We start from the raw sequence: 14,176 nt of genomic DNA on the forward strand, positions 1-14,176 counted from the left end.
TTCTTGCGACAAAATTTTTATACTTCAAGAGAATAATTACTTCTGTAGATGATTTTTCAAAAATATTTTGATGATTGGAATAGACTTTACCGACAATTAATTTAAGGTAACTGAAATTAAATTTTTAATATTATCTCTTTTTAATAATTGACATACAATAACAAGAACTATATTATCAATATATGAATATATAATCATATATTAGTTTTTTTGGTCACTAGTGAAAGTTTGATGGAGGGATTTTTATGGCCGATAGTCATAACCATGCACATGGTGCAAATAAGAAAGTGCTACTGATTTCGTTTTTAATCATTACCAGCTATATGATTGTAGAAGCTGTGGGGGGTTATATTACAAATAGTCTTGCTCTTCTTTCTGATGCAGGGCATATGCTAAGCGATGCCGTTTCTCTTGGAATTGCCTTATTAGCATTCACATTTAGTGAAAAAGCAGCAAATGCTAGTAAAACCTATGGCTATAAACGTTTTGAAATTTTAGCAGCCGTCTTAAATGGCGTGACGCTTATATTAATTGCGCTCTTTATTTTTTATGAGGCAATTCAACGTTTTATGAATTCTCCAGAAGTCGCTACAAACGGTATGCTTGTTATTAGTAGTATTGGTTTAGCGGTAAATATCCTTGTAGCTTGGATTATGATGCGAGGCAGTGATACGAAAGAGAATTTAAATATGCGCGGAGCATTTCTTCACGTGATTAGCGATATGTTGGGCTCTGTCGGTGCTATTATTGCAGCCTTGCTCATCATGTTCTTTGGCTGGGGGTGGGCAGATCCATTAGCAAGTGTCATTGTCGCAGCACTTGTTTTACGCAGTGGCTACTATGTAACGAAAGCATCGTTACATGTGCTGATGGAGGGTACGCCTCAAAATGTAAATGTAGACGACATAGTTAAGATAATTGAGCATACAAAGGGAATCATAGGTGTTCATGATTTACACATTTGGTCTATTACAAGTGGTTTGAATGCACTTTCTTGTCATGTGGTGGTTGAGGAACAAATGACGATTGCAGAAGGCGAAAAAATACTACGTAAAATAGAGCATGATTTAGAACATAAGCATATTCAGCATGTGACAATTCAATTAGAAACGGCTGCCCATAAACATGATACTTCCGTTTTATGTACTGCTAAAGCAGATGGATCTGATTCACATGCACACCACCACTAATTAGATGAAGAATGCCTACCAATATTAAAACAGTGAACCAAAAGGATAGTTTATAACTGGAGGTGTAAAGGATGCGGGAAGAAGTACAAACTAAGACACATGAGTTAGATGAAGAAACTCTATTTGTTGTATCCCAGACGTTTAAAGCGCTATGTGATCCAACGCGTATTCGTATATTAAACTTACTTTGCTGCGATGAGCATTCTGTGAACGATATTGCAGAGGCACTCAATTTAGGGCAGTCCACGGTATCTCATCAGCTCCGCTTTTTGAAAAATTTACGTTTAGTTAAGTTTAGACGTGAAGGAACGACCCTGTATTATACAAGCGATGATGACCATATCATGAATCTGTTACATCAGGCAATTGATCATGCAAAACATTAATCCAATAAGATTTATAAAATTCTATCTGGAAATGAAATAGAGTTGTCTCATATTTTTTTGAGCAACTCTATTTTTGTATTTTTATTATTTCATTTACTACCGAGACTTCTTGTGCAAATGGACTTTTGAAACTTTTTTCGCTTCTTTTCTTCCAAAAAAATTTAAATGACTTAAGTGGTCTAAAGTTTAGACGTTGATTTAACCAAAAAAGACACCCAATAAGAATGATTATTGGATGTCCTGATTTAGTTGAAACCGCTAAACAGTGATTCAACGTGGCAATCTATATTAATTTTATTTTATTTTTTGTTATTATTTTTAATATTAGCCAATCGAATGAAGTTTTCATCTCGTTCTGTAATTCTTCTTTGAACTTCGTCATTGTCGGCATAAGTGAATAAGCCATTTCCTGTTTTTGTTCCAAGATTTCCGCTTTGAACTTTTTCTTCAACAAATTGCGGGATTTTTTCTTCTTTGGACAATACAGGTGCAAGGTTTTCAACTACACTCTTCCAGATGTCTAATCCTCCAAAGTCTGCTGTTTCTAATGGACCGATGAATGCCCATCTGAACCCTGGTCCAGCAGTAATAGCCAAATCTATATCTTCAGCTTCCGCAACGCCTTGATCCAACAAATAAAATGCTTCACGAACTAATGCAGCTTGTAGACGGTTGCCGATTAGTCCAGGGATATCTTTTTTCAAGACAACTGGTTTCTTGCCGATATTTCTCAAAACTTCTACTGTACGATCAATGATATCTTGCGAAGTTTCTGGTCCTTTAACGACTTCTACAAGTGGAACTAAATGTGCCGGATTGAAGAAGTGAGTAATAATTAGACGGTCTTTCTTTTGGACACCCTCAGATAGTTGTTGTATCGAAAACGTAGATGTATTAGAAGCAATAATTGTATTGGCCTCTACGACTTCCTCTAACTGTTTGAATAAGTCAAATTTAATAGTTAGATTTTCAGATACTGCTTCAGTGACAAATCGTGTTCCGTTAACCGCTTCTCTTAAATCAGTAGTAGTAGAAATTCGATTTAATGTATTTTCTTTATCAGATGTTGTGATGGAATTTTCTTGGATTAACATATCCAAATTATCTGAGATTCGTGAAATGGCTCTTTCCAAGAACTCATCTTTAATATCATACATATATACTTCATAACCAGCTTGTGCATACAGCTGTACAATTCCATGTCCCATAGTACCAGCGCCTAATACTGTAACTTTCTCTGCCATTATAAACTCCTCCTTATTGTCCTAAATTCGGTATTCCAATTATTGAGCAGTATAACCGCCATCAATTACAACTGCTTGTCCTGTAACACTTTTTGCTTTATCACTTGCTAAGAACAAAGCGTAGTCTGCAATTTCGCTAACGTCTAATAGTTTCTTTTGTGGTACTTGAGCAAGAATGACTTCTTCAAGTGCTCTTTCTTCAGGGATATTACGAGTTTTTGCTAAGTCAGCAATTTGTCCACGAACAAGTGGAGTATCAACATATCCTGGAGCAAGAGCATTTACAGTAATACCATCGCGAGCGCCTTCTAATGCTGCAACTTTTGTTAATCCAATCACACCATGTTTTGCGCTATTGTAAGCTGCTTTTCCTGCAAATCCAATCAAACCGTTGATGGAAGCGATATTGATAATACGTCCCCATCCTTGTTCTTTCATGATTGGGAATACGTTCTTAATAAGAACAAATGGAGCTACCAACATGATTTTTTGCATCAATTCAAATTTCGCTGTTGGGAATTCTTCGATAGGTGATACATGTTGCAAACCAGCGTTGTTAATAAGAATATCCACTGATCCATAAGTATCTTTCGTTACTTTTACTAAATTTTGAAGATCTTCTTCGCTAGTCACATCTGCTTTCACACCGATAGATTCAAAACCGAGGTTTTTTAATTCTTCAGCAGCTGCTTTTACACCTTCCTCATTAATGTCGGAAAGAACTACTTTCGCACCATTTTGAGCGAAGTGTTTACCTATTTCAAATCCAATACCACGTGCAGAACCAGTAATTAAAACAACTTTATTTTCAACCATTTATAAAACCTCCAATAGTATTTTTAGTTTAATTGATTATTTATACCAAACCGATTGCGCCCATAATAATACCTACAAGCAATGCGAAGGTCGGAATGAGAAAAGCAACTATGAATACATCCTTATAAGTAGCCTTCAGGCTTAATCCAGTTACGGCAACAAGCGTTAATAATGCCCCATTATTAGGGAAGATCGACGCGCCAGATGCCACAGAAGCAATTCTGTGGAACACTTCAGGGCTGATGCCTGTTGTTTGGGAAAGCTCAACGAATGTATTTCCAAGCGTACCTAACGCAATACCCATACCACCAGAAGCAGATCCAGTGATGATTGCCATGATTTGAACGGCAAGACCTTCCGCAACTAACGGGTTATCGGATATATTTAACAACCAAGTCGTAATATCTTCAAAGGCTGGGACTATGGCAATGACGGCACCGAAACCGACGGCAGCACTCGTATTGAGGATCGCCATTACGGAACCTTTTGCCCCGTCATTAATGGAAGGAATAAACTGTTTGTAATCCTTCGCATTCAATATCATAATGCTCAGAACCCCGATTAAAAGGGACCAAAGAGCTTCCATCTTCACAATGTTAAGCAATACGACCACAATGAGAAGTGGAAGTAGAGACAGAAACCAGTTCGGGACTTTTTCATCCGTTATTTCTTCGTTAGCTACTTGATCGGAAGGTTCTGTAAAACCCTCACCTATCGCAGATAGTTTCTTCGCTCGGTATGCTAACCAGAGATAACCACCAACTGCCATGATTAAGGTAGTGACAATCCCGATGACAGGACCTGCCATTGGTGTTGTTCCGAAATGTTCCATCGGAATCAAGTTTTGAATTTGCGGTGTACCTGGAACAGAAGTCATGGTGAATGTAAAGGCACCAAGAGCAAATGTCGGTACAAGCAATTTTCTTGAGATATTTGCTTCACGAAATAATTCAAGCGCAATCGGATAGATTGCAAACACCACGACGAACAAGCTTACGCCACCATAAGTCAAGACTGCAGCGGCTATTAAAACGCCAAGAACGGCACGTTTTTTCCCAATTAATTGTGTTACTTTTTGGGCTACAGATTTTGCAGCTCCTGTCTTTTCCATTAATTTTCCGAATACGGCACCTAATAAGAAGATCGGGAACCAACTCTTAACGAAGCCAACTAAACCTTCCATATAAGGACCTGTATATGTGTCAAATACATCTAAACCGCTTAATAGTGCAACAACTCCAGCTGCCAGTGGGGCTACCCATAGGATGGACCACCCGAGATAGGCTAAAGCCATCAGCATTACTAAGCCAATCACGATACTTAACATTCGAAATCACTCCTTTTCTATGTTGTCATTTATATGTGTGTAGTGATCAGGTCAAAAATTCGACTTATAAATTCACATCCTTCATTTTCAAATGTCTCGAATTCAAGATTATTAAATTCGAGATTATCTTATTACCTTTTTCACACAATGTCAACGAAATTGTTTTAAATTCGACACAAATGAGGTTGCCCCATTTTTGAAATAAGACATTATAAGGTCTGACCGAATAATCTTGTTGATGGTCTTTATTGAATGTTAATCGGGCCTTTACTGAATTAGTGGGATATGAACTAAATGAAATTCTGGGACGTTCGGCCACCATTCTTTACCCCAGGAATTTACTGTTAAACAGCACCAGCAACAATTACAAAGCTTTAACAAGGGACAGGATATCCCAAATTATGATACAACCGAAAAACAAAAGACGGAAATTTAATTTATGTATTTGCTTCCTATAGAGCTGTTAATAAGAATTGAATATTAGCTGTTACCATGTATAAGAATGTAACGGAGGAAGTGAAATTAAGGGAAAATGATTATTGTTATCGACTCTTATTTGAACATTCTCCTGTTGCAATCATTGTTCATAGTGATGGTGGCATTTCATTTACCAATCCATACGCAATAGAACTAATGGGCGGAAAGAGTTCTTAAGAGGTAATTGGGAAATCAATTTGGGAATTTGTAAACTCTGACTCAAATGATTTGGATTCTGATTTTATTATGATTTTCAGGGAGGGCAAGAAAATTGAACCAGAGCCATTTATACAGAAATTACGTAAGGGGGATGTAACAGAATGTTGGGGGAAATTACAGCAATCCGTTATATATAACCACAAGCCGGTAATACAAGCAATTATCCATGATGTGACAGATAAAAAGAAATATGAAATTTTTGGAAGTAATGACTTACCAAGATCCGTTAACAGGATTGACCAATCGTAGATCATTAATGAACATGTTAAATCGGACGTTTATTGAGTACAAAATGAAAGGCCACATTTTGCACTGCTTTAAGTCGATTGGATGATATTAAATCAATCAACGATAGTCATGGTCATGAAATAGGCGACAATCTATTAGTAAAATTCCCATCAAGAATTGTAGATATAATCCGTTCAACAGATGTGGTGGTCGTATCGGCGGTGATGAATTTATCGTTATACTAAGAGTTACAGACAAGAACCGTCTAATTGAATTGCTTATTCGGCTTCAAGAAAATTTCCGTAGATCTAACGTTATTCAGGAAATTGAAATCCATGCAACTTCCAGTATGGGAGTTGCCGTATTCCCGAATCATGCTGATAGTACAAAACAGCTGATACGTAATGCTAATTTCGCACTATATCAAGCAAAAGAAGAAAAGAACCGATACATGATATTTACCAATCAAGTATAAAAAATAGCCCTATCCTAAACAGGATGGGATTTCAGTATTTTATTTAGACTTATAGAAGTTATTACATTTTAATAAATAATATTTGACAATAATGTGAAGAAAGAATATATTTATCTCGAATTAAAGATATTTGAATTCTAAATATAAGGAGGAATAAGAATGGATTTTTTCATCATTTTACTCGCTCTAGGCGGATTAATGTATACAGCCTACCGAGGTTATTCAGTTATATTATTTGCACCGATATTTGCATTGTTAGCAGTGGCTATAATAGATCCAGCTAATATTTTACCTTTCTATTCCGGAGTATTCATGGAGAAGATGGTAGGTTTCATTAAAAGTTATTTCCCAGTCTTTCTATTAGGAGCAATCTTCGGCAAAATCATTGAAATGTCAGGTATCGCAGAGTCTATCGCTAAAACAATTGTACGCTTGATAGGTGCAAAACAAGCAATGTTGACGATTGTTTTACTTGGTGCAATCTTGACATATAGTGGTGTTAGTTTATTTGTAGCCGTATTCGCGATCTATCCGTTTGCTGTTCAATTATTTAAACAGGCTGATATTCCAAAACGATTAATGCCTGCCACTATTGCATTAGGGGCTTTTACTTTTACAATGGATGCATTACCAGGCACTCCACAAATTCAAAACGTTATTCCTACAACGTTTTTTGGGACAGATATATACGCAGCTCCCATTTTGGGAATTATCGGAGCTATTGCGGTCTTGATTGTTGGGCTTTTCTATCTTGAATTCAGAAAGAGACAAGCTATGCGTAAGGGTGAAGGATATTATGGATTCCCAGAGGAATATGAAGATACTCCTAATCAGGATCAAGAGGAAAAAGATCCTAAGCCAACATTAAATTTAAAAGATTCGATAGCTAGAAGAATTTTGGCGTTTGTTCCACTTGTACTTGTCGCTGTTATGAATAACTATCTTACAAAAGCTATACCTGAATGGTATCCAAACGGCTTTGATTTTTCGGCTATTGGATTAGATGAGTATTCGATTGATGTGGCTTCTAATGTAGCGATTTGGTCAGTTGAAATTGCTTTGGTGGTAGGGATTATTACGGCCTTGCTCTATGACTGGAAAAAAGTTACGAATGGAATAAAAGAAGGGTTAAATAAAAGTATCGGCGGTTCCTTGCTTGCAGTTATGAATACAGGATCCGAGTATGGATTTGGAGGTATTATTGCTGCACTACCAGGATTCACGAAAATCAGTGATGGAATCTCCGGTGTATTTACTAACCCTTTGGTTAACGGAGCATTTACAACAAGTACACTTGCCGGGATCACTGGATCGGCTTCAGGAGGTATGGGGATAGCGTTGGCTGCCATGGGTGAAAAGTACAACCAAGCCATTGCGGCAGCCAATATTTCTCCCGAAGTGATGCACCGTGTTGTATCCATGGCATCAGGTGGTATGGATACTCTTCCGCATAACGGAGCTGTCATCACACTGCTTGCTGTAACTGGATTAACACATAAACAATCTTATAAGGACATTTTTGCCATTACGATCATTAAAACATTATCTGTATTTGTCGTAATCGCACTCTATACATGGTTCGGCATTATATAAGCGTTCATATCACTTAAAAATCCTATTCGACTTTGAGAATTCGAATAGGATTTTATTATGGTTTTTTAACGAGAAGACCTTACTATTTGATCCGCCGGGCTCCTTCGACTTGGCTTAGAGGAGTTCAACCTGTAAGTGCTAGTGATATCCCGCATGTTCGTGAAGGCGCAGAGATTCCAAGGGAATTACAAGATGAAGAAGTTCGTGAAATAGTAGAGGGGTTCGGTGAAGCAACTAGAAGAGCTATTCAAGCAGGGTTTTACGGGGTAGAGATATATGGAGAGAATACTTACTTGATTAAACAGTTTTTCTCTCCACATTCTAATCGTAGAAATGATTACTGGGGTGGAACGCTAGAAAAACGTATGAATTTCCCACTCGTTGTTGTACAATCTGTAAAATCAGATATCGAAAAACATGCTGACAAGCCGTTTATTTTAGTTTATCGTATTTCTCCAGAGGAGATAGAAGAGCCAGGTATTACACTTGATGATACACTCTCCCTATTAATGAAGTTAAAAAATCAGGGCCTTGATTATATTCATGTCTCACTTGGAAACGTGGCACAGACTTCTCCTCGTGATAAGGAAAGTAATACACCAACCATAAACATTATTAATAAGAAAATTGGAGATGAAATACCGATTATTGGGGTAGGTTCTGTGACGACACCAGATGATGCGTTACATGCAATGGAAGATCTCAATCTTCCACTTGTGGCAATCGGAAGAGGGCTCATTGTAGAGCCGGACTGGATTCAAAAAGTGAAAACAGGAAAAGAAGATACAATTCGTACAGAGATTCATCTTGAAGACAGAAAAGATTTATCTTTGCCTGATGCTATGTGGGAATATGTACAATCTAGACCTGGCTGGCTACCAATAGTCAAATAAAATAGATATAAAATTCTAATAAAAACAAGAATGTGAAACACTACTTATTGTAATGTTTCACATTTTTGTTTGCTAAAACTTCGAATTTTTGTTTATGGGAAAAGTGCTTAATGTATATCAGGTATAGAAATCAATTAATTACGGCTTTAAAATAGATTCTTTTCTAAATTTTAAAATACAATAACTTTAGGATAAATGTATTGACTATGAAATTATATATATGTTAAAATATCTTTAATTCAAGATATCTTAATCTATAATATCTCGAAATAAAGATATCTTGGTGGAGTGATTTCCGCAGCATGAAAAGAAACTGGAACTAATATTTGAACAAGATGAAGATATTGATAAAACGATTGAATTACTAAAACAAAATGGACATCATGCAAAGTAAGTATAAATTTTTTTAACTAAATATCTCGAATTAGAGATTTATCGTTCGAGGTAATCATAGGAGGAAACAATATGAATCATTTAAAAGGGATACACCATGTAACAGCGATTACAAGTAGTGCAGAAAAAAACTATGAATTTTTCACGTATTTATTAGGAATGCGTTTAGTAAAGAAAACAGTCAATCAGGATGATATTCAAACGTATCACTTATTCTTCGCAGACGATAAAGGCTCTGCTGGTACAGATATGACATTCTTCGATTTCCCAGGTATTCCAAAAGGAACACATGGAACGAACGAGATTTATAAAACAGCTTTCCGTGTGCCGACAGATGCCGCATTAGATTACTGGGTGAAGCGTTTTGACAAGTACGAAGTAAAAAATACGGGTATTGAAGAAGTGTTTGGTAAAAAAACTATTTCATTTGTGGACTTTGATGACCAACAATATATGTTGGTTTCTGATGAATTTAACGAGGGTATTGAATCAGGAATACCTTGGCAAAATGGGCCAGTACCATTGGAATTTGCCATTACAGGCTTAGGACCTATTCATATTCGTATCGCACAATTTGATTATTTTAAAGAAGTATTGGAAAAAGTAATGTTAATGCGTGAAATCGCAAAAGATGGCTCACTGCATTTATTTGAACTTGGTGAAGGTGGGAATGGTGCCCAAGTAATTGTAGAACATAACACGACTCTCCCGGCAGGTCGTCAAGGTTATGGTACAGTTCACCATGCAGCCTTCCGAGTAGAAGATACGAAAGTACTATATGAATGGATTGACCACATGCAAGCAGCTGGTTTCAGTACTTCAGGTTATATTGATCGTTTCTTTTTTGAATCGTTATACGCACGTTTAGCCCCTGGAATACTTTTTGAATGGGCAACAGACGGTCCTGGCTTTATGGGGGACGAGCCTTACGAAACAATAGGAGAAATCTTATCGTTACCTCCATTCCTTGAAGGAAAACGCGAAAAAATTGAGGCATTAGTGCGACCAATCAATACAGTTCGAAGCACACTAAACATAGAAAAAGAGTACTTGTAAGGAGGTGAAAAAAGAAAATGGGATTTTTAAATAAATTATTTGGAACACAACAAGAGGAGGAAAAAACAATGACAAAATCAAACATAGGTATTATTTTAGGATCAACACGGGAGGGACGCGTAAGTCCACAAGTAGGGGCATGGGTAAAAGAAATAGCTGATAAACGTGGTGATGCAAACTACACTATTATCGATATCGCGGATTACAAATTACCACTTTTAGGTGAAGCAGGCGGCGACGCATCAGGTGCAGCTGCATGGTCAGAAATCATTGCAAAACAAGACGGATTCGTATTCATCGTTCAAGAATACAATCACTCTATCACAGGTGCACTTAAAAATGCTTTAGATTACTTACGTGACGAGTGGAACAACAAAGCTGCAGGTATCGTATCTTACGGTTCAGTAGGTGGGGCTCGTGCAACAGAACATTTACGTGGTATTTTAAGTGAATTACTAGTGGCACATGTACGTGTACATCCGGCACTATCACTATTTACAGACTTTGAAAATGGTACTGACTTTAAACCAAAATCAGTTCAAGCCGATTCAGTTAACCAAATGTTAGATCAAGTTATTCCTTGGACAAATGCGTTAAATACAGTACGTAAATAAATTTATCATATGTTAATCTATACAAATCACAAAATGTGCATAAGTGCATGTACATTTTGTGGTTAATATTAATAAGTTTTGAGCAAAACGATATCAGTATATTGAAGGTTTTGCTCAGAACTTATACAAGCAAAGAAAGTGAGGAAGCAAGATGAACAAGATAGTGGGACATCATCATATTTCCATGATTACGAAAAAAGGCCAACAAAACAATCAGTTTTATCAAAAAGTGCTCGGACTTCGTAGAGTGAAGAAAACAGTCAATCAAGATGATCCGAGTATGTATCATCTGTTCTATGGAGATTTAACCGGAAGTGCTGGAACAGAATTGTCCTTCTTTGAAATCCCGATGGTAGGAAGAACGAAAAGAGGTACAAATGCCATTACACGTATTGGGTTACTCGTCCCATCTTATGATAGTTTACTATATTGGAAGAGAAGATTTGAATTACTCGATGTGATTCATGGTGAGCTGACAATGTATGCAGGACGTGATGCTCTTCATTTTGAAGACTGTGAGGGACTTCGCCTCGTCCTTATAAATAATGATGACCATGAAGTACCAGCTTATTGGCAGTCTTGGGATGATTCAATCGTTTTAAGTGAGCATCGTATTCTAGGAATGGGTTCTGTGGAAATAACTGTGCAGTCATTGGATAGTTTAGCGGATACATTAGAAAACTTGTTTGGGTATGAACTTATTTCTCGAACAAAGCATGAAGCCATCTACCAATCTATAAAAGGGGAAGCTTTTGGTGAAATAGTAATTATAGAAAAAGATGGGCCAAATGAAAAACCTGGTAAAGGCAGCGTACATCACTTAGCAATTCGTGTGAAAGATGGCGAGGAGTTGCGAGTGTGGAAACAGCGTATTCAAGATTTTGGTTTTGAAGTAATGAAAATAACAGACCGTTACTATTTTGAGAGCTTATATTTTAAAGAAGAAAACGGCATTTTATTTGAGTTAGCTACGGACGGGCCAGGTTTTACCTTAGATTCACCAGTTGAATCACTTGGCAAAGATCTCGACTTACCGCCATTTTTAGAAAACAAGCGAAAAGAAATCGAGGCTCAGCTGGCACCTATCGAGTAAAGGATGATTAAAAGTGGAATTTATGAAATTAATTGATATGCGTAGGTCCGCAAATAACTTTTTAAAAGATGTGAAAATGACAGTAAGTGATATAAAGCCTATTTTTGATGATTTAAAACTTACTCCATCAGCCTTTAACCTACAACACACTGACTATGTTGTAGTACTTGATGAGGAGATGAAAGAGAAAGTAAGACACGCTGCTTATGGACAATATAAAGTACACAGTGCCTCCGGAGTTATCCTTGTATTAGCAGATCGATACGCATATCGCCAAACAGAACGACTTCATGAAGGAATGCGAAATTTGGGAATCATTACAGATTTTGAATTAAATAATATGATACAAGAGAATTTCCAATTCTATGAAGGGCGAGGCGAGCAATTTATGAAAGAAGATGCGATACGTAATGCATCACTATCATCGATGATGTTTATGCTAGCGGCCAAAAATCGAGGCTGGGACACGTGTCCAATGATAGGATTTGAAGAAGAAAAGGTTCGTGACTTACTTAATATACCAGACACACATGAAGTTGTATTAATGATTACCATCGGAAAAGAAAAAGTAAGTAGCCGACGTTTACGTGGTTACCGTAAGCCAGTCGATGAATTTGTAAAGTTTATTTAAATTGTAGTTGATAGTCGTATATTTAACCGCTAAAAATATTATGTACTCAAGTTTTTATGGATTGGGCAGTTATCCTTATAAACATCTAGATAGCCAAACATTTGAAGCCTGATATTGTCTGAAAGCTAATCGGTTACAAATCCGGTTAGCTTTTTTATCTTTTCAATTGTTTTAGTCGAGAGGAGAACAATAAATGAATTTTAACAATCAACAAGAAGTGGAGAATAACGTATTAGAACTTGTATGGAATAACACTAATGATGCGATTTTTACCATTGGTTATGATGGACGTATTCTTTCAGCCAATCCCTCCTTTACATCTATTTTGGGTTGGGAGCAAGTCGATTTTACTGAGGTTAATTGTTTTCCATTTTTCACGAATATGACACCTGAAGAGCATGAGCAACAATTGTCTTTATTTAAGCAAGGGCAAGATATTCCCTACTATGTGACAAAAAGAAAAAGAAAAGACGGTAAGGTTTTAGATATCTTAGCCTCCTATCGTGCGATTAATAACGGAGAAGTATTAGCTGTTGGTATGTATAAAGATTTTACCGAACAAATGAGCATTCAACGGAAACTACAAGCTAGTGAAGATTGCTATCGAAACTTAGTTGAATTCATACCAGATGCGATATTTGTTGAAAATAACGGAAAAATTGTCTTTGTTAATTCTCCTGGCGTCCACTTAGTAGGGGCTCTGAGTGCAAAAGATGTTCTAGGACAATCTATTTGGCAGTATATAATCACAGACGACCAAGCTGAGTTTGAAAGAAAAGTTCTTCAGGCTAAGAAGACTAATGAACCAATTGTTGAACAATTTAAGCGTCTTGATGGAAAAATTATATGGGCTGAAATTATAGCAATGTCCATCTTTTTCGAAGGGGAGTCTGTAATTCAAGTATTATTGAGAGATGTTACTTTGAAGAAAAACTATGAAGAACAGTTAGAATTTTTAGCATTCCATGATCCTCTAACAGGATTGACCAATCGAAGAGCATTTACAGACCTGATGATAAAATCTATAGATGAAGCTAGGATACATGAGCGTATGCTTGCTATACTATATATTGATATAGATAAATTTAAGGAGATTAATGATTCTCTTGGCCACGATATTGGTGATGAGCTTCTAAAGCAATTTGCAAAAAGACTTAAAGAACATGTTAGAGAACAAGATATCCTTTGTAGAGTTGGCGGAGATGAGTTTCTCGTATTGATAGATGGTATTAAAGAGAGAAAAGATATTTTGGATGTTGTAGATAGATTGCATACAGCATTTCAAGTGCCCTACCATATAAATGGTATGAAAATTCTCACTACCTCTAGTATTGGGATTTCTTGTTTCCCAGATAACGGAAATGATTCTAAATCCTTAATCCTGCATGCAGATCGAGCACTATATAAAGCAAAAGAAAAACGAAACCATTTTGTATTTTATAATGGAAATATTTAAATATGCTTATTTCCTATTCATTATGTAATTTCATTTAAATATTTAATTAAGGCTTCCATCTTCATTGTTGGAAGCCTTTAATAAA

The 14,176-nt window shown here is 36.5% G+C and carries 15 protein-coding genes and 1 pseudogene; 13 read left to right on the forward strand and 3 right to left on the reverse strand.

From position 1 onward, the window contains the following. Positions 1-245 precede the first annotated feature (245 nt). Together WAX74_RS13290 and WAX74_RS13295 are read left to right on the forward strand one after the other, a co-directional pair. Entirely contained in the window at positions 246-1,190 is a 945-nt protein-coding gene (locus tag WAX74_RS13290; RefSeq protein WP_336498154.1) for a cation diffusion facilitator family transporter, read from the forward strand. A gap of 71 nt (positions 1,191-1,261) precedes the next feature. Beyond that, positions 1,262-1,576 carry an ArsR/SmtB family transcription factor gene (locus WAX74_RS13295; protein WP_336498155.1) on the forward strand — a complete coding sequence of 105 codons (315 nt, stop codon included), beginning with the start codon at positions 1,262-1,264 and terminating at the stop codon, positions 1,574-1,576. A gap of 299 nt (positions 1,577-1,875) precedes the next feature. On the opposite strand, the gene WAX74_RS13300 is transcribed toward WAX74_RS13295, so the two are convergent. The 3 genes from WAX74_RS13300 to WAX74_RS13310 are packed head-to-tail and all read right to left on the reverse strand — an operon-like array spanning position 1,876 to position 4,963. Further along, positions 1,876-2,820, reverse strand: coding sequence for a 3-hydroxyacyl-CoA dehydrogenase family protein (locus WAX74_RS13300; protein WP_336498156.1), 945 nt, complete (start codon positions 2,818-2,820; stop codon positions 1,876-1,878). Between the two features lie 39 nt (positions 2,821-2,859). Next, positions 2,860-3,636: a 3-hydroxybutyrate dehydrogenase gene (locus tag WAX74_RS13305; protein ID WP_336498157.1), complete on the reverse strand. Its 777-nt coding sequence runs from the start codon at positions 3,634-3,636 to the stop codon at positions 2,860-2,862. 40 nt (positions 3,637-3,676) lie between these two features. Beyond that, the gene (locus tag WAX74_RS13310) at positions 3,677-4,963 is read right to left on the reverse strand and encodes a GntP family permease (RefSeq protein ID WP_336498158.1); all 1,287 of its coding nucleotides are present in this window, start codon (positions 4,961-4,963) and stop codon (positions 3,677-3,679) included. Between the two features lie 248 nt (positions 4,964-5,211). Here WAX74_RS13310 and WAX74_RS21020 point away from each other — a divergent pair, with 248 nt between their 5' ends. From WAX74_RS21020 to WAX74_RS13355, 11 genes and pseudogenes are all read left to right on the forward strand, one after another. Then, positions 5,212-5,421, forward strand: a complete 210-nt coding sequence (locus WAX74_RS21020; RefSeq protein ID WP_413788969.1) for a PAS domain S-box protein — start codon at positions 5,212-5,214, stop codon at positions 5,419-5,421. 34 nt (positions 5,422-5,455) lie between these two features. Then, entirely contained in the window at positions 5,456-5,617 is a 162-nt protein-coding gene (locus WAX74_RS13315; RefSeq protein ID WP_336498159.1) for a PAS domain-containing protein, read from the forward strand. Between the two features lie 6 nt (positions 5,618-5,623). Then, complete coding sequence (locus WAX74_RS13320; protein WP_336498254.1) at positions 5,624-5,908, forward strand: hypothetical protein; 285 nt, start codon at positions 5,624-5,626, stop codon at positions 5,906-5,908. 77 nt (positions 5,909-5,985) lie between these two features. Further along, positions 5,986-6,362: pseudogene (locus WAX74_RS21025) on the forward strand (GGDEF domain-containing protein). A gap of 159 nt (positions 6,363-6,521) precedes the next feature. After that, on the forward strand, positions 6,522-7,955 hold the full coding sequence (locus WAX74_RS13325) for a GntP family permease (RefSeq protein ID WP_336498160.1): 1,434 nt from the start codon (positions 6,522-6,524) through the stop codon (positions 7,953-7,955). A 32-nt stretch (positions 7,956-7,987) separates the two neighbouring features. Continuing rightward, positions 7,988-8,848, forward strand: a complete 861-nt coding sequence (locus tag WAX74_RS13330; RefSeq protein ID WP_336498161.1) for an oxidoreductase — start codon at positions 7,988-7,990, stop codon at positions 8,846-8,848. Positions 8,849-9,313: 465 nt separating this feature from the next. After that, the gene (locus WAX74_RS13335; RefSeq protein ID WP_336498162.1) at positions 9,314-10,297 is read left to right on the forward strand and encodes a ring-cleaving dioxygenase; all 984 of its coding nucleotides are present in this window, start codon (positions 9,314-9,316) and stop codon (positions 10,295-10,297) included. 17 nt (positions 10,298-10,314) lie between these two features. Continuing rightward, positions 10,315-10,911, forward strand: a complete 597-nt coding sequence (locus WAX74_RS13340; protein ID WP_336498163.1) for an NADPH-dependent FMN reductase — start codon at positions 10,315-10,317, stop codon at positions 10,909-10,911. Positions 10,912-11,062: 151 nt separating this feature from the next. Beyond that, positions 11,063-12,004 carry a ring-cleaving dioxygenase gene (locus WAX74_RS13345; protein WP_336498164.1) on the forward strand — a complete coding sequence of 314 codons (942 nt, stop codon included), beginning with the start codon at positions 11,063-11,065 and terminating at the stop codon, positions 12,002-12,004. A 22-nt stretch (positions 12,005-12,026) separates the two neighbouring features. Beyond that, positions 12,027-12,635 carry a nitroreductase family protein gene (locus WAX74_RS13350; RefSeq protein WP_336498255.1) on the forward strand — a complete coding sequence of 203 codons (609 nt, stop codon included), beginning with the start codon at positions 12,027-12,029 and terminating at the stop codon, positions 12,633-12,635. A 193-nt stretch (positions 12,636-12,828) separates the two neighbouring features. Continuing rightward, positions 12,829-14,091, forward strand: a complete 1,263-nt coding sequence (locus WAX74_RS13355) for a sensor domain-containing diguanylate cyclase (protein WP_336498165.1) — start codon at positions 12,829-12,831, stop codon at positions 14,089-14,091. Positions 14,092-14,176 lie beyond the last annotated feature (85 nt).

It is taken from the genome of Psychrobacillus mangrovi, assembly GCF_037104765.1.
Lineage (GTDB): Bacteria > Bacillota > Bacilli > Bacillales_A > Planococcaceae > Psychrobacillus > Psychrobacillus mangrovi.

What these genes read in the sequence shown, in the direction of transcription:
- WAX74_RS13290 (WP_336498154.1), top strand. Translation starts at nt 246, where the DNA reads ATGGCCGATAGTCATAACCATGCACATGGTGCAAATAAGAAAGTGCTA.
- WAX74_RS13295 (WP_336498155.1), top strand. Translation starts at nt 1,262, where the DNA reads ATGCGGGAAGAAGTACAAACTAAGACACATGAGTTAGATGAAGAAACT.
- WAX74_RS13300 (WP_336498156.1), bottom strand. Translation starts at nt 2,820, where the DNA reads ATGGCAGAGAAAGTTACAGTATTAGGCGCTGGTACTATGGGACATGGA.
- WAX74_RS13305 (WP_336498157.1), bottom strand. Translation starts at nt 3,636, where the DNA reads ATGGTTGAAAATAAAGTTGTTTTAATTACTGGTTCTGCACGTGGTATT.
- WAX74_RS13310 (WP_336498158.1), bottom strand. Translation starts at nt 4,963, where the DNA reads ATGTTAAGTATCGTGATTGGCTTAGTAATGCTGATGGCTTTAGCCTAT.
- WAX74_RS13315 (WP_336498159.1), top strand. Translation starts at nt 5,456, where the DNA reads ATGTATAAGAATGTAACGGAGGAAGTGAAATTAAGGGAAAATGATTAT.
- WAX74_RS13325 (WP_336498160.1), top strand. Translation starts at nt 6,522, where the DNA reads ATGGATTTTTTCATCATTTTACTCGCTCTAGGCGGATTAATGTATACA.
- WAX74_RS13335 (WP_336498162.1), top strand. Translation starts at nt 9,314, where the DNA reads ATGAATCATTTAAAAGGGATACACCATGTAACAGCGATTACAAGTAGT.
- WAX74_RS13340 (WP_336498163.1), top strand. Translation starts at nt 10,315, where the DNA reads ATGGGATTTTTAAATAAATTATTTGGAACACAACAAGAGGAGGAAAAA.
- WAX74_RS13345 (WP_336498164.1), top strand. Translation starts at nt 11,063, where the DNA reads ATGAACAAGATAGTGGGACATCATCATATTTCCATGATTACGAAAAAA.
- WAX74_RS13350 (WP_336498255.1), top strand. Translation starts at nt 12,027, where the DNA reads ATGAAATTAATTGATATGCGTAGGTCCGCAAATAACTTTTTAAAAGAT.
- WAX74_RS13355 (WP_336498165.1), top strand. Translation starts at nt 12,829, where the DNA reads ATGAATTTTAACAATCAACAAGAAGTGGAGAATAACGTATTAGAACTT.